The 18,790-nt window shown below is 64.9% G+C and carries 14 protein-coding genes; 6 read left to right on the top strand and 8 right to left on the bottom strand.

Going from position 1 to position 18,790, the window contains the following annotated elements; all coding sequences use genetic code 11:
* Positions 1–104: 104 nt before the first annotated feature.
* A complete protein-coding gene (locus tag LB572_RS33260; protein WP_224670764.1) occupies positions 105–1,391 on the top strand; it encodes an NAD(P)/FAD-dependent oxidoreductase in 1,287 nt (428 codons plus the stop codon).
* Between the two features lie 68 nt (positions 1,392–1,459).
* On the opposite strand, the gene LB572_RS33255 is transcribed toward LB572_RS33260, so the two are convergent.
* Positions 1,460–1,666, bottom strand: coding sequence for a hypothetical protein (locus tag LB572_RS33255; RefSeq protein ID WP_224670763.1), 207 nt, complete (start codon positions 1,664–1,666; stop codon positions 1,460–1,462).
* Here LB572_RS33255 and LB572_RS33250 point away from each other — a divergent pair.
* Entirely contained in the window at positions 1,641–2,552 is a 912-nt protein-coding gene (locus LB572_RS33250) for an SH3 domain-containing protein (protein ID WP_224670762.1), read from the top strand. The two genes, LB572_RS33255 and LB572_RS33250, sit on opposite strands and share 26 nt — an antisense overlap.
* Here the strand turns inward: LB572_RS33250 and LB572_RS33245 are convergent.
* On the bottom strand, positions 2,536–3,855 hold the full coding sequence (locus tag LB572_RS33245) for a Mur ligase family protein (protein WP_224670761.1): 1,320 nt from the start codon (positions 3,853–3,855) through the stop codon (positions 2,536–2,538). The two genes, LB572_RS33250 and LB572_RS33245, sit on opposite strands and share 17 nt — an antisense overlap.
* A 123-nt stretch (positions 3,856–3,978) precedes the next feature.
* Positions 3,979–4,725: an SDR family oxidoreductase gene (locus tag LB572_RS33240; protein ID WP_224670766.1), complete on the bottom strand. Its 747-nt coding sequence runs from the start codon at positions 4,723–4,725 to the stop codon at positions 3,979–3,981.
* Positions 4,726–4,983: 258 nt separating this feature from the next.
* Here LB572_RS33240 and zwf point away from each other — a divergent pair, with 258 nt between their 5' ends.
* From zwf to edd, 3 genes are read left to right on the top strand one after another with little or no spacing between them, the layout of a single operon-like run.
* Positions 4,984–6,453 (top strand): glucose-6-phosphate dehydrogenase, encoded by a 1,470-nt coding sequence (gene zwf, locus LB572_RS33235; protein ID WP_224670760.1) that lies wholly within the window; start codon positions 4,984–4,986, stop codon positions 6,451–6,453.
* A complete protein-coding gene (pgl, locus tag LB572_RS33230) occupies positions 6,435–7,151 on the top strand; it encodes a 6-phosphogluconolactonase (RefSeq protein WP_140806810.1) in 717 nt (238 codons plus the stop codon). The genes zwf and pgl overlap by 19 nt, the downstream gene beginning before the upstream one ends.
* A 60-nt stretch (positions 7,152–7,211) precedes the next feature.
* Complete coding sequence (gene edd / locus LB572_RS33225; RefSeq protein WP_224670759.1) at positions 7,212–9,035, top strand: phosphogluconate dehydratase; 1,824 nt, start codon at positions 7,212–7,214, stop codon at positions 9,033–9,035.
* A gap of 67 nt (positions 9,036–9,102) precedes the next feature.
* Here edd and LB572_RS33220 read toward each other — a convergent pair whose 3' ends face one another.
* From LB572_RS33220 to LB572_RS33200, 5 genes are all read right to left on the bottom strand, one after another.
* On the bottom strand, positions 9,103–10,764 hold the full coding sequence (locus LB572_RS33220) for a vWA domain-containing protein (protein WP_140806812.1): 1,662 nt from the start codon (positions 10,762–10,764) through the stop codon (positions 9,103–9,105).
* Positions 10,765–10,847: 83 nt separating this feature from the next.
* Entirely contained in the window at positions 10,848–12,248 is a 1,401-nt protein-coding gene (locus LB572_RS33215) for a TPR end-of-group domain-containing protein (RefSeq protein ID WP_140806813.1), read from the bottom strand.
* A 334-nt stretch (positions 12,249–12,582) separates the two neighbouring features.
* Complete coding sequence (locus LB572_RS33210; RefSeq protein ID WP_095819786.1) at positions 12,583–13,581, bottom strand: GlxA family transcriptional regulator; 999 nt, start codon at positions 13,579–13,581, stop codon at positions 12,583–12,585.
* An 18-nt stretch (positions 13,582–13,599) separates the two neighbouring features.
* Positions 13,600–14,499, bottom strand: a complete 900-nt coding sequence (gene folD, locus LB572_RS33205; RefSeq protein WP_224670758.1) for a bifunctional methylenetetrahydrofolate dehydrogenase/methenyltetrahydrofolate cyclohydrolase FolD — start codon at positions 14,497–14,499, stop codon at positions 13,600–13,602.
* A 211-nt stretch (positions 14,500–14,710) separates the two neighbouring features.
* Entirely contained in the window at positions 14,711–17,224 is a 2,514-nt protein-coding gene (locus LB572_RS33200; RefSeq protein ID WP_224670757.1) for a GumC family protein, read from the bottom strand.
* Between the two features lie 200 nt (positions 17,225–17,424).
* On the opposite strand from LB572_RS33200, the gene LB572_RS33195 reads away from it, so the two are divergent.
* Positions 17,425–18,720, top strand: a complete 1,296-nt coding sequence (locus LB572_RS33195) for a lipopolysaccharide biosynthesis protein (RefSeq protein ID WP_140810436.1) — start codon at positions 17,425–17,427, stop codon at positions 18,718–18,720.
* Positions 18,721–18,790: the final 70 nt, after the last annotated feature.

Genomic DNA, 18,790 nt, shown 5'->3' with positions numbered 1-18,790 from the left:
TGCTGCGCAGCAGCCCCGTGCGGCCTAACGCTAACGCTGTCACCTATTCCCTGTCTCACAACAGGGGTGCAGTCCACTCCCCTACTCCCCTACTGCCGAGAATCATGCCCTACCAATCCCCCATCTCCCCTGGCCGTTCCTGGTACGAGGATACGGCCGGGCCTCGGCCCGAATACCCTTCGCTAGATGGTGACCGCCAATGCGACGTCGTCATTATAGGCGGCGGCTTCACTGGCTTGTCGGCAGCCGCGCACTTGGCGAAGGCCGGTGCAAATGTCGTCCTCATCGAGGCCTATCGTTTCGGCGACGGCGCGTCAGGGCGCAATGGGGGCCAGCTCGGCACCGGGCAGCGCGCCTGGGCGGAAGAATTGGAAGCCGAATACGGGCTTTCCCGCGCCAGGGCGCTGTTCGACATGGCCGAGGAAGCCAAGGCGCACCTGCTCGACTTCGCCGCCGCCAACATGATCGACATCGACTATATGCCGGGCCAATTGTCGGTGGCGCACAAGCGGCGCTACGTCGACGACTACAAGCGCCACGCCGAGATCATGGCGAGCCGCTTCGGCTACCCGCATGTCAGCTTCATGGACGCGGCGGAGACGGCGGAGCGGCTGGGCTCGACGCGCTATTTCGGCGGCGCGCGCGACACCGGCACCGGCCACATCCACCCGCTGAAGCTGGTGATCGGCACGGCGAAAGCGGCGGCGGCGGCAGGCGCGCATCTCTTCGAGCAGACGCCCTCCACCGGCATCGTTTCCAATGGCGGCAAGGTTACTGTCACGACGCGCAGGGGCACGATCACGGCCGAGAAATGCCTGATCGGGGTCAATGCCTATGGCGGCAATCTGGAGCCGGTGAGCGCGGCGCACATCATGCCGATCGGTTCCTTCATCGGCGCGACCGTGCCGCTCGGCGCCGCCTCCAAGGTGCTGCCGGGCGGCGAGTCGGTCGACGATTCCCGCTTCGTGGTGCGCTATTTCCGCAAGTCGAAGGACGGCCGGCTGTTGTTCGGCGGCCGCGAGGTCTATGCCGTCAACGATCCGAAAGACATCCATATCCACATCCGCAAACAGATCGCCGAGCTCTACCCGGATCTGAAGGATGTCGAGATCACACATGGCTGGGGCGGCTATGTCGGCATCACGGTGCCGAGAAAGCCGTTCGTGCGCGAGGTGATGCCCAAGGTGATTTCGATAGGTGGCTATTCCGGCCACGGCGTCATGCTGTCGAACTTCTTCGGCAAGCTCTATGCAGAGACCGTTGCCGGCAATCGCGACCGCTTGAAACTGATCGAGGACCTGAAAATCCCCGCTTTCCCAGGCGGCAGGCGCTTCCGTGCGCCGCTCCTGTTCCTGGCGCTCAACTGGTTCGCTTTGCGCGACAGGATTTGAGGGCTGGCCGCCGCACTCGAACCGCCGATTCGACGCTGGCGGCCTCCACGCGGCAGGTTGTGGAAACCTTAACAGGCGCGCAGAATTTCGCAATTTGGCTCACTCATGCCATAATCAGCAGTAAAAGATGCGATTATGGGCGAAAATCCGGGGATTTCGCGGGCCTTGTCAGCAATGATTTCGGGACCGATGCCAATCATTGCGGCAGTGATCGAAAGAACGTCGGCCCGCTTGTTGGAGGTGGTTTGAGTGAACGAGCCCTTCAGTTTCGGCATGCCGGAACGGCAGCGCTTTACAATGCAGTTCGGCTATAGCGTACGGCCATCCTTCTGGCAGAGGATGCAGTCGAACGCGCATCTGGTCATTGCTGCGGTCGGCACCGCCGCGCTGCTGGGCGTGGCCGCGGTGGCGTTATGGCTGTGCTTTCCGGGCAGTGACCGGCAAATGGCGGCGGCAAACGCCGCGCAAACCGTTCCCACAATCCCGGTGAAGACCATGAAAATCGCTCCGGCTGCCGCAGCGGTTACCGTGGCTTCGGCGGCACCGCAGGCCGCGCGCAAGGCGGATGCGGTTGCGCCGGCGACGGCGGCCCGCCAAGCCAGCATTCCGGCCCTGGCGGCGAACAGCCCCCGCTGGACGGCTTCCGACGCCCAGACGCCGCCTGCCCCGACCGAGGACCAACCAGCTCCATCCAAGCAGACCGCTGACACAGGCGCCGCGCAATCGACCGATGCCGCGCAATCAACCGATACGGCCTTCGCCGAGCCCGCCGCCGAGAACGACGCTTCGACTGCGCTGTCGCAGGTCGTCGCTCCCGCCGGCGAGACGTCGACGGCCGCGAAGAAGTCAGGCGACAAGATGGACGGCGCCCAAACCGCGGCCATCCCCGAAGCCAAGCCGCAGGCTCCAGATCCGCAACCCGCGGCGACCGACGGCTCGGCGCAGCCCAAGCCGAAACCTCAAAAGGCCAGCGCGGCCGCAAACGGGCGCATCTTGAGGACCGTGACCATGCGCTCGGGTCCGAAGAAAGGCGCAGGCGCAATCACCACGGTGCCGGCCAAGGCATCGGTGCAGGTGATGAATTGCAAGCAATGGTGCGAGATCGTCTATAACGGCAAGCACGGCTGGGTCTATAAAAGCTACGTCAAGACCGGCGCCTGAAACCTAACCCGCCAAGCAGCCGTTCGTAGCGACGTCTTCTGCGCTCGAGCCTGCGATCCGCGAGGAAAGACTTGTGTTCCTCGAAAGGCACCTCGTAGAGGCCGCAAGTGTAACATCCTTCCTGCTTGCCGCATGCCGGAATCCAGCATCTGACGTCGTGCGTCCAGGCAAGCGCGATCCTCTCCAGATGAAGATTGGACGAGCTCTTGAGCAGGATCAGTTCTCCGGGGACAGCCGTCTGCTTGATATGATCCGAGACTTCCTTGGGGGTGCGGATCTCCAGGAAACGGCCGCTGTCGCGGTCGGCATCGCTGGCGCGTGAGCGGTGGGCGTTGTCGCCGGTGTAGATGACCTCGTCAGCGATATCGCGCGCGATGGCGTAAGCCTTGCGGTATTTTCTTGACGAACCGGCGTAGTCGGAGATCTGGCCGAGGACGATGCGTTTACGAACGGCCTTGGCTTTGGCCATCATCTCGAACGCGATGTTCAGCGAATGCCAGGGCGCCTTGGCGGCATCGACGATGAACTGCGGACCACCATCGGTCACCTGCACCTTGCATCGGTTGGAGAGAGGTTCGAACAAAGCCGTCCTTGCCGCGACTTTCTCCGGTGGGACACCAAGTTCCAGGGCCGCGACAATCGCGGCAGCCGCCGGCAGCCAGAAGTGCTCGCCAGGGAACGGTGTCTGTACGTTGATGGCACCGGCATTCCAGCGCAGCGAAAATCCAAGCCGATCCGGATAGGCGGCGTGGATGCCTGTCACGCGATAGTCCGCGGCCTGCGACTGGCCGAAGGTCACGACCCGGCACCGTGCGCCGGCGGCCATGTCGAGCACATGCGGGTCATCGGCATTCAAAATCGCAAGTCCGCCCGCCGACAACGCGTCGACCAGCGCTTTCTTCTCCCGAGCGACGGCTTCCAGCGTTCGAAATTTCGAGAAATGTTCGAGCCTGACCATCGTGACGACCGCCACGTCCGGCTTCAGCATCTCGGCCATCGGTCGGATCGAGCCGGGCTCAAACGCGCCGGCCTCGAAGACGACATAGTCGACCTTGCCCGCGCGTTTCATGCGCTTGTAGAGCGTGCGGACAAGTGCCTTGAGCGTGTTGGCCAGAACTTGAGCATGGACCGTGCCGTGACCGGCCAGGATATGCCCAAGCAAGCTGGTTGTAGTCGATTTGCCGGAACTGCCGGTTATCCCGATGAAGGTCGCCTTGCTTCGCGCCCGCGCTCGCTCCGCCCGATAGCGACGCAATCGCCAGCCCAGATCGTTGCGAATTTCACGCAGGCTGACCTTAACCACCCGCCAATTCCCTACCCCGATCCGTTATCGTTTCGACGGACCATGAAGTCAAACCGGGATTCGGCATGGCGACGCCGCCCCTCCGTTCGCCTTATAAAGCGGCCGGGCGCTCCCTGAAGCGGCTCAGATACAGCGGCCGCCATCGACCTCCAGCGCCACGCCGGTAATGAAGGCGGCTTCATCCGAGGCGAGCCACAGCGCCGCGTTGGCGATATCAAGCGGTGTCGAAAGCCGGCCGAGCGGGATCGAGGCGCGGAAGTTCTCGCGGATCTGAGGCGTGTCGGCGCCCATGAACTTCTCCAGCATGCCGGTCTCGCCGGCGACCGGGCAGAGGCAGTTGACGCGGATGTTCTTCGCCGCCAGCTCGACCGCCATCGACTTGGTGGCGGTGATCGCCCAGCCCTTGGAGGCGTTATACCAGGTCAGGCCCGGCCTCGGCCGAAGCCCGGCCGTCGAGGCCGTGGTCAGGATGACGCCGCCTCCCTGCCGGTCCATGATCGGCACGACGGCAAGTGCGGCGTGATAGATCGCCTTCATGTTGACGGCGGTGATCAGGTCGAAGGTTTCCTCATCGACGCCGAGCATATCGCCGTTGCGGTGGGTGAAGCCCGCATTGTTGACCATGATGTCGATGCGGCCGAAGGCGCTCTTGGCGGCATAGATCATCTCATCGAATTCGGAACGCAGCGAAACGTCGGTCTGGGTCCAGATGGCGTTCTCGCCGATCTCATCGGCCACTCGCTCGGCACCCTTGGCGTTGAGGTCGGCCACGACCACGCGCGCGCCCTCTTCGGCGAACCGCCTCGCCATGCCCTCCCCGAAGCCCGACGCGGCGCCGGTGATGATGGCGACCTTGTTTTCCAGACGCATGGTTTTCCCGCTCATTGGATTTCCGCAGCTGTCTCCCTTAGCTTTCGTCACATTCGCGTTCTATGGTGCGACCGCGAACATTGGCGCAAGCCATGGCTTTACCGACAGGGCTGTCGGCGGCGCGAGTGTCGGGAAACAGGTGGACCGATGCAATAGCCAGCGGTCGGTCCTGCCTGTGACACCATGGCACTGGAAAATTTAAATCGATTAGAATATACCAACCACGCTGCCGGTATCCGGCATCAAATCGGACTGACCATGACCAGCCAGATCATCCCTGTCGATCCCTTCGACTTCATCATCTTCGGCGGCACCGGCGACCTGTCGGAACGCAAGCTCCTGCCATCGCTCTATCATCGCCAGCGCGGCCAGCAATTCTCCGAGCCGACGCGCATCATCGGCACGTCGCGCGCGAAGATGACCGACGCCGAGTTCCAGGCCTTCGCCAAGAAGGCGATATCCGAGCATGTGAAGCCTGCCGACGTCGACGCCAAGGAGCTTGAGACCTTCCTGGCGCGCCTCTCCTACGTCTCGGCCGACGCGACCACGGGCGCCGGCTTCGACAAGCTCAAGAAGGCGATCGGCGACAGCGACCGCATCCGCGCTTTCTATCTCGCGGTGGCGCCGGCGCTGTTCGGCGACATCTCGCACCAGCTCAAGGAACACAAGCTGATCACGCAGAACTCGCGCATCGTGCTGGAAAAGCCGATCGGCCGCGACCTCGCCTCGGCGCGGGCGCTCAATGATGCCGTCGGCGACGATTTCCACGAAAGCCAGATCTTCCGCATCGATCATTACCTCGGCAAGGAAACGGTGCAGAACCTGATGGCGCTGCGCTTTGCCAATGCGCTCTACGAGCCGCTGTGGAACTCGGCCAATATCGACCACGTGCAGATCACGGTCGCCGAGACCGTCGGTCTTGAGGACCGCGTCACCTACTACGACAAGGCCGGTGCGCTGCGCGACATGGTGCAGAACCACATGCTGCAGCTACTTTGCCTGGTCGCCATGGAAACGCCGTCGTCGATGGACGCAGACGCCGTGCGCGACGAGAAGCTGAAGGTGCTCAGGGCGCTGAAGCGCATAAACGGCAATGAGGCGCCCAAGCACACGGTGCGCGGCCAATATCGCGCCGGCGCCTCGGCGGGCGGCCCGGTCAAGGGCTATGTCGAGGAACTCGGCAAGGACAGCGCCACCGAGACCTTCGTCGCCATCAGGGCCGAGATCGGCAATTGGCGCTGGGCCGGCGTTCCGTTCTATCTCAGGACCGGCAAAAGGCTGGCGAGCCGGGTTTCGGAGATCGTCATTGAGTTCAAGCCGATCCCCTTTTCTATCTTCGACGAAAGCGCCGGACCGATCTTCGCCAACCAGCTGGTGATCCGGTTGCAGCCGGACGAAGGCGTCAAGCAGTACATCATGATCAAGGATCCGGGACCGGGCGGCATGCGGCTGCGTCAGATCTCGCTGGACATGAGCTTCGCGCAGTCGTTCCAGGGCCGGGCGCCGGACGCCTATGAGCGGCTGATCATGGATGTGGTGCGCGGCAACCAGACGCTGTTCATGCGCCGCGACGAGGTCGAGGCGGCCTGGAAATGGATCGACCCGATCCAGAACGCCTGGGAGAGCGCCCGCCAGGAAGCTCAGGGCTATACCGCCGGCACCTGGGGGCCGTCAGCCTCGATCGCTCTTATCGAACGCGACGGACGGACATGGCACGAGAGCAATTGAGCGAAGTCCGCTACGGCTGGAACGGCTTTGCCGACCGTCAGGACCTGGCGACGACGCTTGCCGGACGGATTGCCGACCGGCTGAGCAGCGCCATCGCGGAACGCGGCGCCGCATTGCTCGCGGTGTCAGGCGGCACGACGCCGGCAAAGCTGTTCGCCACGCTGTCGACCACGCCGATCGCCTGGGACAAGGTCACCGTGACGCTGGTCGACGAGCGTTTCGTGCCGCCATCCTCGCCGCGCTCGAATGCCGGGCTGGTGGCGGCGAACCTGCTCCAGAACAAGGCCGCCGCGGCGCGCTTCGTGCCGCTCTACCATGAGGCGGCAAGCATCGAGGACGCGGCGGCGACGGACAGCGATGCGCTGCGGTCGCTGCCCTGGCCGCTCGACGTGGTGATCCTCGGCATGGGTGGCGACGGCCATACGGCCTCGTTCTTTCCCGATGCCGGCAACCTCGAGGAATTGCTCGACCCGGCCTCGCAGCGGATCGTGCTGTCGGTGCACGCGGCGAGCGGCGGCGAGCCGCGGCTCACGCTGTCGATGGCGCGCATCATCGCCGCCGGTTTCGTCGCGCTGCACATCGAAGGCGAGGACAAACGCACTGCTTTCGACGGCGCGATGGGTCCTGGCGCGAAAAAGCCTATCCGCAGAGTGCTCGAGGCGGCGCCGAGACCGATAGAGGTGTTCTGGGCACCCTGATTGCAACATGACGACCCGACGGCGCTGGGAGGACGTTGCCGGGCTCGGAAAGGACGGACCATGACAGCCAGACGCGATATCGAAGCCATCACGGAACGCATCCGCCAACGTTCGAAAGCCAGCCGCGAAGCCTATCTCGGCCGCATCGCGGAGGCCTCGGGCCGCAGCGCCAACCGCGCGGTGCTGGGTTGCGGCAATCTCGCTCATGGCTTTGCCGTGTGCAGCCCGTCGGAAAAGATCGCGCTTGGCGGCGACCGGGTGCCGAACCTCGGCATCATCACTTCCTACAATGACATGCTGTCGGCACATCAGCCCTTCGAGACGTTCCCGGCGCTGATCAAGGAAGCCGCGCGCGAGGCCGGCGGCATCGCTCAGGTCGCCGGCGGCGTGCCGGCGATGTGCGACGGCGTCACGCAAGGCCAGCCGGGCATGGAGCTGTCGCTGTTCTCGCGCGACGTGATCGCCATGGCGGCGGCGATCGGCCTGTCGCACAACATGTTCGACGCGGCCGTGTTCCTCGGTGTCTGCGACAAGATCGTGCCTGGGCTGGTGATCGGGGCGCTCACCTTCGGCCACCTGCCCGCGGTCTTCATCCCGGCAGGGCCGATGACGACCGGTCTCGCCAATGACGAGAAGGCCAAGATCCGCCAGCTTTATGCCGAAGGCAAGGTCGGCCGCGCCGAACTGCTGGAAGCGGAGTCCAAATCCTATCATGGGCCTGGCACCTGCACCTTCTACGGCACCGCCAATTCCAACCAGATGCTGATGGAGATCATGGGCCTGCACATGCCCGGCGCCTCCTTCGTCAATCCGGGCACGCCGCTGCGCGACGCGCTGACCAGGGAAGCGGCCAAGCGCGCGCTGGCGATCACCGCGCTCGGCAATGCCTATACGCCGGTCGGGCGCATGATCGACGAGCGCTCGATCGTCAACGGCGTGGTCGGCCTGCACGCCACGGGCGGCTCGACCAACCATACGATCCACCTGATCGCCATGGCAGCAGCCGGCGGCATCGCGCTGACCTGGCAGGATATTTCCGACCTGTCGGAGGCCGTGCCGCTGCTCGCGCGCGTCTACCCGAACGGACTTGCCGACGTGAACCATTTCCATGCCGCCGGCGGGCTCGGCTTCCTGATCCGCGAACTGCTCGACGAAGGCCTGCTGCACGAGGACGTGCAGACGGTGTGGGGAGAAGGCCTGCGGCCCTACGCGGTCGAAGCGAGACTCGGCGACGACGGCAGCGTGGTGCGCGAGGCGGCACCTCTCGACAGCGGCGACGAGAAGGTGCTGGCGCCGGTCAGAAAGGCGTTCCAGCCAACTGGCGGCCTGAAAGTGCTTGGCGGCAATCTCGGCCATGCCGTCATCAAGACCTCCGCCGTCAGACCGGAACGCCGTGTCGTCGAGGCGCCGGCCAAGGTGTTCGACAGCCAGCAGGCGCTGAACGAGGCTTTCAAGGCCGGCACGCTTACCGGCGATTTCATCGCCGTCATCCGGTTCCAGGGACCGAAGGCCAACGGCATGCCGGAACTGCACAAGCTGACCACGGTGCTCGGCATCCTGCAGGACCGCGGCCAGCGCGTGGCGCTGGTGACCGACGGGCGCATGTCGGGCGCCTCCGGCAAGGTGCCGGCGGCGATCCATGTGACGCCGGAGGCGGTCGAGGACGGCCCGATCGCCAGGATCCATGACGGCGACGTCATCAGGCTCGACGCCGATGCCGGCACGCTGGAAGTGCTGGTGCCTGGAACCGAGTTCGCGCTGCGCCGCACGGCGGACGCCGACCTCATCGGCAACGAGTCCGGCTTCGGCCGCGAGCTGTTCGCCGGCTTCCGGCAGTTGGTCGGGCGCGCCGACCATGGGGCAGCGGCGTTCGGCAACGCCTGACGTTCCAGACTCCCAAAAGAAAAGGGCGGCTTGAGGCCGCCCTTTCTGTTTGTGCTGACTGCAGTGCTTACTGGACGGTGAGCTCGTTCCGCTCACCGGCCTTCATCGTGAAGGGCGTTTCCTTGTCGGCTTTGTCGGTGGTGAAGTTGGTCACCAGCACGTAGTCGCCCGCGGCAAGGGTGGTCTGCATCTTCTCGCCATAGGCATAGGTCACCTGCTTGCGCTCGCCCTGGATGTTCTTCTTCGCCTCATAGATCTTGAAGCCGTCCGCGCCTGGCGCATCGACCGCCAGGACACCGGCGTTCAGCGCCACGTTGACATCGGTCATCTGCCCTACCGTCACGCTGAAAGGCTGTTCGGTCGACACGGCCTGCACGTCGACGCCCATCACATAGTCGCCGGGCGGCAGATCGAACTGGCTGTCGGGACCATAGGCATAGGTCACCTGGTCGCGGGTGCCATCGAGCTTCTTGGCGGCCTTGTACACTTTCCAGGACACGTCCGTGCCGGCCTTCTCACCGCCCTGGGTGTAGAAGGCGTTGGCCTTGGCCTTGCCGACGCCGACGATGATGTCCTTGTCGACGACCTGGCCGGCGACGAGCTGCATCGTCTCGCTCGCCTCGCCGGCTCCCAGATGCACGGTGACCTTGGTCTCGCCGGTCGGGACGACGAACTTGACCTCGCCGTAATTGGCATCCGACGTGCCGCCGGGATAGGCGATGCTGATCTGCGCCCCGCGGTCGATGTCGGCGCCCGGCGACGGCCGGGCATGGATGGAGATCTCCGCGGCGTTCAGGTTGAGCGCCGGCTCGGTCGCCTTGTCGGCCGTCAGCGAAACCTTCTGCTCGGCCCTGGCGGCACCGCTGGTGGCGACGACGATGTAGTTGCCGGCGGCAAGGTGGAACTTGACGGTGTTGTAGCCGTAGTCGACATGCTCGCCGCCGGTTCCCTTGGCATCGTCCTTGAAGATCTCAAAATAGACGTCGGACTTCGGCGCCTGACCACCTTCCTTCAGCAGCGCCGTCGGGATGAGATTGTAGTCGAGCTCCGCTGCCTTCGGGGCGGGGGCCGGCGCCGGTTCGGGAGCCGGTGCCGGGGCTGGAGCGGGAGCCGCGACGGTCTCGACCAGAGCTTCCTGCAGCGCCTTCTCGTCGGAGGCCTGGATGTATTTACCGCCGGTGTTTTCGGCGAGGCAGGCGATCTGCTTGCCTTCGTCGGCGGTCAGGCCGAAGCCGACGACATCGGCCGTGAAGTCGACGCCGCTTTGCTTCAGCTCCTTGCCGAGCGCGCAAGGGTCGCCGCCGCAGGTCTCCAGCCCATCGGTGATCAGCACCACCGTTGCCTTGTCCTCCGTATATTTCAGCGCCTCGGCGGCCTGCTTGACGGCCGCCGTGAGCGGCGTCTTGCCAAGGAATTTCATGCTGTCGGCCGCTGCCGAAATGGCGCTGGCGGAGCCGGCTTGCGGCGGCACGATCAGCTCGATGTCGTCGCAGCTGCCCTTGGTGCGGTGGCCGTAGGCCATGAAGCCGATCTCGTCGTCGGCTGGAACCGACTGCAGCACCGTTCGCAGCGATTCACGCGCGATCTCCAGTTTCGGCTTGCCGTCGATCTGGGCCCACATCGAGCCCGAAGCGTCCAGAATGATGATGACCTTGTTGGCGGCAAAGCCAAAACTGGTCATCGACAAAAGCAAGGCCGCCGCAGCGACGCTCCGTATCAGTCCCGCCATAGATGTCTCCTGATTATTCCCTCGTCCGCGGCGGGAAAGCTATTTTAGGTGGCCTGCGGAGACAAGCGGCAAAAGCTTGAGGGTCACGCGCCTGTCACCTGCGCCGGGACAAAACCCTCGGTCTCGACGATCGCTCGGTAGCGTGGATCGGCGCGCAAACCTTTGAAGGCCGGGTCGATGCGCACGCCGAGCAGGTCGTCTTCCTTGCGCCTGGCCGACTCCTCCAGATAGCGTATCGCTTCGTCATTGCGTCCAAGCATCGCGGCGGTGGTGGCGACCTTGTAGGCAGGTTCGCGGTCGCGCTGATATTGCCGCAGCTGCTCGGAAAACATCGCCTTCAACAGGCCATTGCCGCCTTCCTCGTGCAGGCCCTTTTCGGCTGCGTCGGCGACCGCCCGGCGGGCGTCGTTGCCGGAAATGACGGCCGCAAGCCGATACTCGCGCAGGAAATCGCTCCAGCGATGCTGATCGAGATAGATGGTGGCGAGATATTCGGGCGGCGAACGCAGGTTCGGCTCCGCCTCGGCAAGCGGCTGCAGGATCGCCAGGGCCTCGTCGGCGCGCCCGGCATGGAACAGGATGAGCGCCTTGTTGGCGAGGATGCTGCGCGACTGCGGGTTGAGTTCCTGCGCCATGCCGATCTCGCTCAAAGGCCGTTCCGTCTCCCCGGCGACCATAAGCGTCAGCGCATACCAGTGATGGGTCTGGGCGGAGGCCGGATCAAGCCGGATCGCCCGCTCGAACAGCGCTCGCGAGCGGGGGAAATCCTTGTCCCAGTAGAAGGCGGCGAAGGCCAGCGCCGCATAGCCGCCGGCATTGTCGGGATCGAGCGCGATGGCGCGGTTGGCGGCGGCCTGCGCCTTGGGATAGGCGTCCCTTGCCGGCATCAGCGTGAACTGGCTGACCATGTTGTAGGCGTCGGCCAGCTTGGCGTAGGCGTCGGCATATTCGGGATCGAGCGTCGTCGCCTCGGTAAGCAGCTGCATGGCTCGGTTCAGCCCGCTCGCCTGCCTCGTCTCGATATAATAGACGGCGTCGAGATAGAGATCCTGGACCTTGGGATCCGGCCTGTAAGCAATCCGGTCGGGCATGATGGGAGCGCCGCGCATCGAAACCATGCCGGCGGCGGCGATCACGGCGAAGAGCGCAACGGCGCTGGCAATGACGAGAGCCTGGCGATAGCGGCGGGAGCCGGGCATCTGCGAGGCTCGATCGGCATCGGCCGACGGAACCCGCGGCATTTGATCGGACTCCGCCGCGGCGGTCTCCGTCAAAGGCGCTTCGGCCGGCGCGGCCGAATCGCCCCGCAGCCATTGCTCCAGCTCATCTGTATAGGCAAAGACGAGATTCCTCGCCCCGCCGGAAATCCGGTGAACCGGCAGCCCGCGCTGGCGTTCCCAACGCCGCACGGTGCGTTCGTCGCGGCCGAAGAAGGCAGCGATTTCCTTCCAATCGTTCAGCCGACGGTCGCGCCTGCTCGCCAAAGCCTGCTCCACTGACCCTGGAGCGCCTCACCGTTTCACGGAAACGGCGAAACGCTCCATCTCTGTGTCGGTGCAATTCCGGACGGAAAACCGCTCACACTTTTCCTGGAATTGCCCCTAGTGCCCGTATCTGCCCGCATTTGCCGGACGCGCCCAGGTCAGGCTTTCGTCTAGCATCCGGGCATCGCTGGCTCGACGCCAACCGACGGCACATCCCCGGCGGCCAGATTTGCTTGGCCTGCGATGGATTTCAACCCAGCGAAAATGTGGGGGCCGGCGAAAATGTGAGGTGCCGTCGGCCATTTTGGCCCACCGCGGCATCTTCCGACAGCAATCAGTAGGTGGTGCGCCGCTCTTCCGATGGCGGGCGGCCGAACTGCAGCCGGTAGCTCTGCGCGAAATAGGAATGCGAGGTGAAGCCGGTGGCGATCGCCACGTCGAGGATCGGCATGTTGGTCTGGCGCAGCAGCTCGCGCGCGCGTTCGAGCCTCAGCCGCATATAGTAGCGGCCGGGCGTCACGCTGAGGTGGCGCAGGAACAGGCGCTCGACCTGGCGCACGGACAGGCCGGCGGACTTGGCAAGCTGCACCGCCGACAGCGGCTCGTCGAGATGGTCGGCCATCAGTTCGACGATGCGCCTGAGCTTCTCCGACTTGCCGGTGAGGTCGCGCTCCGGTCCGACGCGCTGGCGGTCGCCGGCCGAGCGGATGCGCTCGTGCTGGAACTGGTTGGCGACGCCGTTGGCGAGGTTGGAGCCGAAATCGCCGCGCACGATCTCCAACATCAGGTCGATCGAGGTGGTGCCGCCGGCGCAGGTGTAGCGCTTGCGGTCGATCTCGAAGACGTTGCCGGTGCAGTTGATGTCGGGAAAGCGCTCCATGAAGCCGGCGCGGTTCTCCCAATGGATGGTGCAGCGATAGCCGTCGAGCTGCCCGGCCTCGGCCAACAGATAGGAGCCAACCGACAGCGCGCCCAGCGCATTGCCGCGGCGGCCCCAGCTGCGCAGCGCCGCCAGCACCTTGCTCTTGCCGGGGAATTCGGTTGTCAGCCCTACCGAGACGAACAGGATGTCGACCGGCGGCATGTCGGCGACCGAATAGTCGATCTTCAGCGGCAGGCCGTTCGAGGCCATGACCGCGTCGCCATCGGCCGAAATCGTCGTCCAGCCATAGAAATCGCGGCCGAGCAGGCGGTTCGCCGAGCGGAAGCAGTCGATGGCCGCGGCCAGCGAGAACATCGAGAATTTGTCGACCAGCAGGAAGCCGAACTGACGGCCGCCCTGAACGGGATCGTTCGTGATCGGCCGTTCAACGGGAGCAGTCAGGTTCGGCAATGCAGGGGCTTTCTCAAATCAGAAGGACGGCCGCTTCAGCCCAGCCGCGAGGTAGGCGGAAGCTACAGTGTTCGCCATCAGCATGGCAATGGTCATCGGCCCGACGCCGCCCGGGACCGGCGTGATGGCGCCGGCATTCCTGGCTGCCTCGGCATAGGCGACGTCGCCGACCAGGCGGCTCTTGCCTTCGCCCTTTTCGGGCGCGGGGATGCGGTTGATCCCGACGTCGATCACGGTCGCACCCGGCTTCACCCAATCGCCTTTGACCATTTCCGGACGGCCGACGGCGGCGACCAGGATGTCGGCCGTGCGGGCAAGCGCCGGCAGGTCCTTGGTGCGGCTGTGGGCGATGGTGACCGTGCAGTTGGCGGCGAGCAGCAGATTGGCCATCGGCTTGCCGACGATGTTGGAGCGGCCGACGACGACGGCGTTGAGGCCGGACAGGTCCTTGCCGCGCACCCGCTCGATCAACAGCATGGAGCCCGCCGGCGTGCAGGGCACGAAGGCCGTCTCGAGCTCGCCGGTGCCGAGCTTGCCGACATTGATGAAGTGGAAGCCGTCGACATCCTTCTCCGGCGCGATCGTCTGGATCACCTTGCCGGCATCGATATGGCCGGGAAGCGGCAGTTGCACCAGGATGCCATGGATCGACTTATCGGCATTCAAGTCGCCGATTATCTTCAGCAACTGTTCCTCGGTGGTGTCGACCGGGAGCGTATGCTGGAGTGAATGGAAGCCGCATTCCTTGGCGGTGCGCGACTTCGAGGCGACATAGACCTGGCTTGCCGGGTCTTCGCCGACGATGACCACCGCCAGACCGGGCTTGGTGGCGCCCTTGGCCGAAAGCTCCGACGTCAGCGCCTTGACCTTCGAAACCACATCCTCGGCGACACGCTTCCCGTCAATCACTTCGGCCATCATGAACTCTCCGTTTTGAGGCCGCCTCGATGCATGCCTCATCCTCAATCCGGCACCCCGATCCGCCGACGCAGGGCGCGGACGGCCGAAATGCCGCGCGGCATTTTCACGAAAATTCGACACGGCAATCCCGTCAAAGCGTCGTCGGATGCCGTAAACCCGAAACCGGTCGCTTTTATCGAAGGTCAGGCGGTTAAGAAATACGGGCGCTTTAGAAATAGCGGCGGCGCGAGCGGCTTTCGGTCAGCTCGCGCACCGCCTCGCGGAATTCGCGCAGGCTGGCGCGGATGTCGTCGATCTCACCCTGGTCGGCGGGCAACTGGCGAGCGTCGCCCGGAACCGGCGGTTGCGGATGATAGGATGCCGGCGAGGCCGGATAATGATCCTCGTACGGATCGGTCCGACCATGGTCCGGCCGGTAAGAATAGGAATAGCCCTGCTCGTATGGCGGCTGAAAATTTTCCCGCGCCGGGCCTTCAGCCCGAGGATAGCGCTCTTCCAGGGTAGGCGCGCGCCAGGCGCTTTCGGGCGGGACAGAGTCCAAATCGACCGTATCAGCCGGCTCGCGCCGCACGAAATAGCGAACCGCCGAGGCCAGCGAGCCAAAGAGTCCCGGCCGGCCGGCGTCGTTGTCCGGCACCGGTGGCGGCGCGACGGATTGGACTGGGGCCGGCGCGACCGCCGGTGGAGGGATCGGGGGTGAGGCAGGCGGTGGTGTGTAAGACGCGGCTGCGGGCGGCGTGTAAGATGCCGCCGCTGGCGACGGCGCGAATGACGGAGCCGGCGGCGGTGTGAAAGACGGAGCCGGAGGCGGCGTGAAAGACGCGGCCGGCGGCGGAGCGACAGGCGGGACGGGCGGCGGCGTCACGAGCGGTGGCGGCGCCGGCGGCGGAGCGGCGCGGTTGGAGTTGTTCTCCACCGTGGGAGCACGCTCATCGACTCCGCGGCGCGAGCGGCTATCGGCCGTCTCGCGCAGACTTGCATAGATGCCGCGCAGCGCGCCAAGACCGAAGCCCGCGAACAGGCCGGCAAATAGGCCGGCCACGGCCATCAGCGCGCGCGACGGGCCCTTGGCCTGCAGCGGCGCATAGGCATCGGAAATGACGCTGATGTTGGCGGTGTTGATATCCTTCTGCTCGGCGGTTTCCTTGGCGCGCAGCAGGAACTGCTCGTAGACGGAACGCTTGGCGGCGGCCTCGCGCTCCAGCTCGCGTAGCGAAACCAGATTGTTGTTGACGTCGCCGCTCTGCACCTTGGCCTGCGCCAGGCGCGAGGACAGGTCCTGCTCGAGCTGGACCGAGCGCTTCAGGTCGACCTGCAGCGAGGACGCGATGCGCTGCAGCTCGGCGCCGATGCGCTCACGCGCGCCGGCGAGCTGGGCGTTGAGCGCCTCGATCTCCGGATGGCGCGGCCCGAGCTTGACCTCGGCGCGATCGGCTTCCTGCTTCAGCCCCGCATATTGCGAGCGCAGCTCGCTCATCATGTTGGAGTTGATCTCTTCCGGCAAAGTGCCGCTGAGCACCGAATTGACGTTCAGCGAGCGCGCCGAGGCGGCGCGGGCGTTGAGCTCCAGCGTGCGGGCGCGGGCGACCGAAAGCTGCTCGTTGAGCTTCAGCATCTGGTCGTCGCTGATCAGGTGACCCTGCGCGTCGACGAGGTCGTGCGTCGCCCTGTAGTCCTCGACATTGCGTTCGGCCGTCTCGACGCCCTTGCGCAATTCGCCGAGCCTGGCGGTCAGCTCGTCATTGGCGCGGCCCGCGGTGCTGGACTGGATCTCGCTGGAAATCTGCCTGAAGGCCTTGACCATGGTGTTGGCGATCAGGGCGGATTTCTCTGCGTTCTGCGTGGTGGCGCTGACCGAGACCACGAAGGTCTTGCCACCGCGCTCGACGTCGAGGCTGTCGTACAGAGTGCCGACCGCCAGCGCGCGCTTGCGCGCTTCGTCCGCCGCGCCCGCATCCTGCCGCGACAGGATCGAACGAAGCGTCGACATCAGGCCGAAGCCGCCCTTGCCCTGGCCGTTGAATTCCGGGTCGTTGGTGAGGTTGAGGTCGGTGACGACCTTGTTGAGAACGGTGCCCGAGGTCAGGATGCGGACCTGGTTCTCGACGATGGCGAGCGTCGCATCCGAGGCGACCACGTTCTGCGTCAGGTCGCGATCGGTAAGCTTGAGGTCGCGCGGGTCGACGATGACGTCGGTGGTGGCCTCATATTTCTTTGGCGTCGACAACGCGATGGCGACGCCAAGCGCGGCGCCCAGGATGGTCGTCGACAGGATCAGTGCCTTGGACCGCGTGATGCCGTGCACGACCTGCATCGGGTCGATCAGCGGTTTCCATTCCTGGGAATCGCCGCCGGCCGGCGGCCGGCTCGTGTGACGCGGTTCGGTGGCGGCTTGTGGCTGCTGGTTCTCAGCCGGGGCTTCGTAGAGCGGCTCGGGCGACGCAGACCGATTTCTTCCGCGCCAGTCATGTTCGGGTTCGACCGGTTCCGATACCGGTTGCGCCTGATCATGGCTAAATCCGTCGGTATCGGCGGGTCGTGGATTCACCTTTCCTTCGCGTTCGGACCGCGCGGCGCGATGGCGCGCGGCGGCGTCCTCGCGCCATGAGGAATTGGCCCGGTCGCCGATCGAAACCGTGTTGTCGTCGCCACGCATGGCTTGGCCGAGCGCGAGCAGGGAACGCTCGCGCCTCCAGTCATCACGGTTATCCCTGTCGACCATTGTCCTGGAACTTGCTTTCTGGCGGCTTGGGCGCGGCGGATGGCCAATCGTTAAGCCACGTTAAACAGGCATAGGAAACAAACGGTTAATTTTGCGCCTCGGCGGGCATAGTTTTTCGCCTCGTCCACGGCATTCCAGCGCCGCCAGGACAGGCGCCAGAACGCCGCGTTAAACTTTCCAGCCTATGTATCGCCCCGGATATGACCCAGGCCAGCGATATACCGCAAAGGCGGAGCTTCGCGCGGATCGGCCACTTCGTGGCCACCCGCCGGAAACTGGTATTCGACTATTTCTCGGCGATCAGCGGCGCCGGCGGTCGGCTGGTGTTTTCGCTGGCGTATTTCGTCGCCTTGGCCAACACGCTTTCGATCGCCGAGTTCGGCATGTTCGCGACCGCCTCGGCCGCCGGCATCATGCTGTCGCGCATCCTGGCCTTCGGCTTCATCTCGGCGCTTTACCGCACCGCCACGATCCGTCCCAATCTAATCGGCACATTCACCGCCGGTTTCCTGCTTCTCGGCGTCCTGTCGCTGCCGTTCCTCGCCGCCGCCTCCTACATCATCTACCTGATCTTCTTTGCCGGCACCGTGCCGCTGTCGGCCTTCGCCGCGGTCGTCTTCGCCGAGGCGCTTCTATGGCGGCCGGTCGAGGTCGTGCTTATCGTCAACAACGGGCTCGGCAAGTTCGGGCGCGCGGCGGTGCTCGCCATCCTGGCGACGGCGCTGAGGGCAGTCGGCGCGGTGCTCTTCATGCTTGCCGCGCAGCACTCGATCGGCGTCTGGTCGCTGTATTACATCGGCGCCAACGCCGCCTCGCTCGTTATCGCCTTTGCCTTCTTCTATCCGCGCCAGCGGCTGAGGCTGCGCGCCGCGCTCTATTTCCGCCGGCTCGCCGATTCCATCTATGTGGCCGGGTCCGAGGTGCTGTTCTACCTGCAGATGGAGTTCGACAAGCTCCTGGTGCTGTCGATCGGCGGACCGCATCTGGCCGGCATCTACGCCATCATCATGCGGCTGGTCGATCTCACCGCGATCCCGATCCGCACCTTCTCGATGATGCTGGTGCAGCGCATGATGCGGGCACCGGAGCTGCTGTCGCGGCTGGCGGTCAAGAGCGGTATCGAAGGCGGCGTGTTCCTGGTCTCGACGCTCGCGCTCATGTCGCTCGGCATCGTGCTGCATTTCTTCCCGAATGCACTCGGCAAGAATGTCGCCGAGGCAGCGCCGCTGGTGGCGCTGGCGGTCTGCGTGCCTGGCCTGCGCAATCTCGTCGAATACCAGGCCGAGCTTCTGTTCGCGCGCGGCCAGACGGCGGTGCGGGCGATCAATCTCGGCCTGCTCGCCGGATTGAAGGCGGTTCTGCTCATCTATGTGCTGACGACCATCCCCGACACGGCCAATCTGGTCCTGTCGCTCAACATCGTCTTCCTGCTGCTTTATCTCGCCTCGATGCTGCTGACTTATTCGGCGATGCGCCGGCCGGCGAAAGCGATCTGATCCAGGTGAGGCCGGCCTGCAAATGGCGGCTCCCTGCGCTTCCGGTGCTCACCTACTTTAAGTACGCTCC

The sequence above is a fragment of the Mesorhizobium sp. BH1-1-5 genome (assembly GCF_020165615.1).
In the GTDB taxonomy this organism is placed as follows: domain Bacteria; phylum Pseudomonadota; class Alphaproteobacteria; order Rhizobiales; family Rhizobiaceae; genus Mesorhizobium.
This window is presented reverse-complemented; position numbering and strand designations above follow the sequence as displayed.

Coding starts and splice junctions, on each gene's coding strand:
- LB572_RS33260 (WP_224670764.1), top strand. CDS start 105: ATGCCCTACCAATCCCCCATCTCCCCTGGCCGTTCCTGGTACGAGGAT.
- LB572_RS33255 (WP_224670763.1), bottom strand. CDS start 1,666: ATGCCGAAACTGAAGGGCTCGTTCACTCAAACCACCTCCAACAAGCGG.
- LB572_RS33240 (WP_224670766.1), bottom strand. CDS start 4,725: ATGCGTCTGGAAAACAAGGTCGCCATCATCACCGGCGCCGCGTCGGGC.
- zwf (WP_224670760.1), top strand. CDS start 4,984: ATGACCAGCCAGATCATCCCTGTCGATCCCTTCGACTTCATCATCTTC.
- pgl (WP_140806810.1), top strand. CDS start 6,435: ATGGCACGAGAGCAATTGAGCGAAGTCCGCTACGGCTGGAACGGCTTT.
- edd (WP_224670759.1), top strand. CDS start 7,212: ATGACAGCCAGACGCGATATCGAAGCCATCACGGAACGCATCCGCCAA.
- LB572_RS33220 (WP_140806812.1), bottom strand. CDS start 10,764: ATGGCGGGACTGATACGGAGCGTCGCTGCGGCGGCCTTGCTTTTGTCG.
- folD (WP_224670758.1), bottom strand. CDS start 14,499: ATGGCCGAAGTGATTGACGGGAAGCGTGTCGCCGAGGATGTGGTTTCG.
- LB572_RS33200 (WP_224670757.1), bottom strand. CDS start 17,224: ATGGTCGACAGGGATAACCGTGATGACTGGAGGCGCGAGCGTTCCCTG.
- LB572_RS33195 (WP_140810436.1), top strand. CDS start 17,425: ATGACCCAGGCCAGCGATATACCGCAAAGGCGGAGCTTCGCGCGGATC.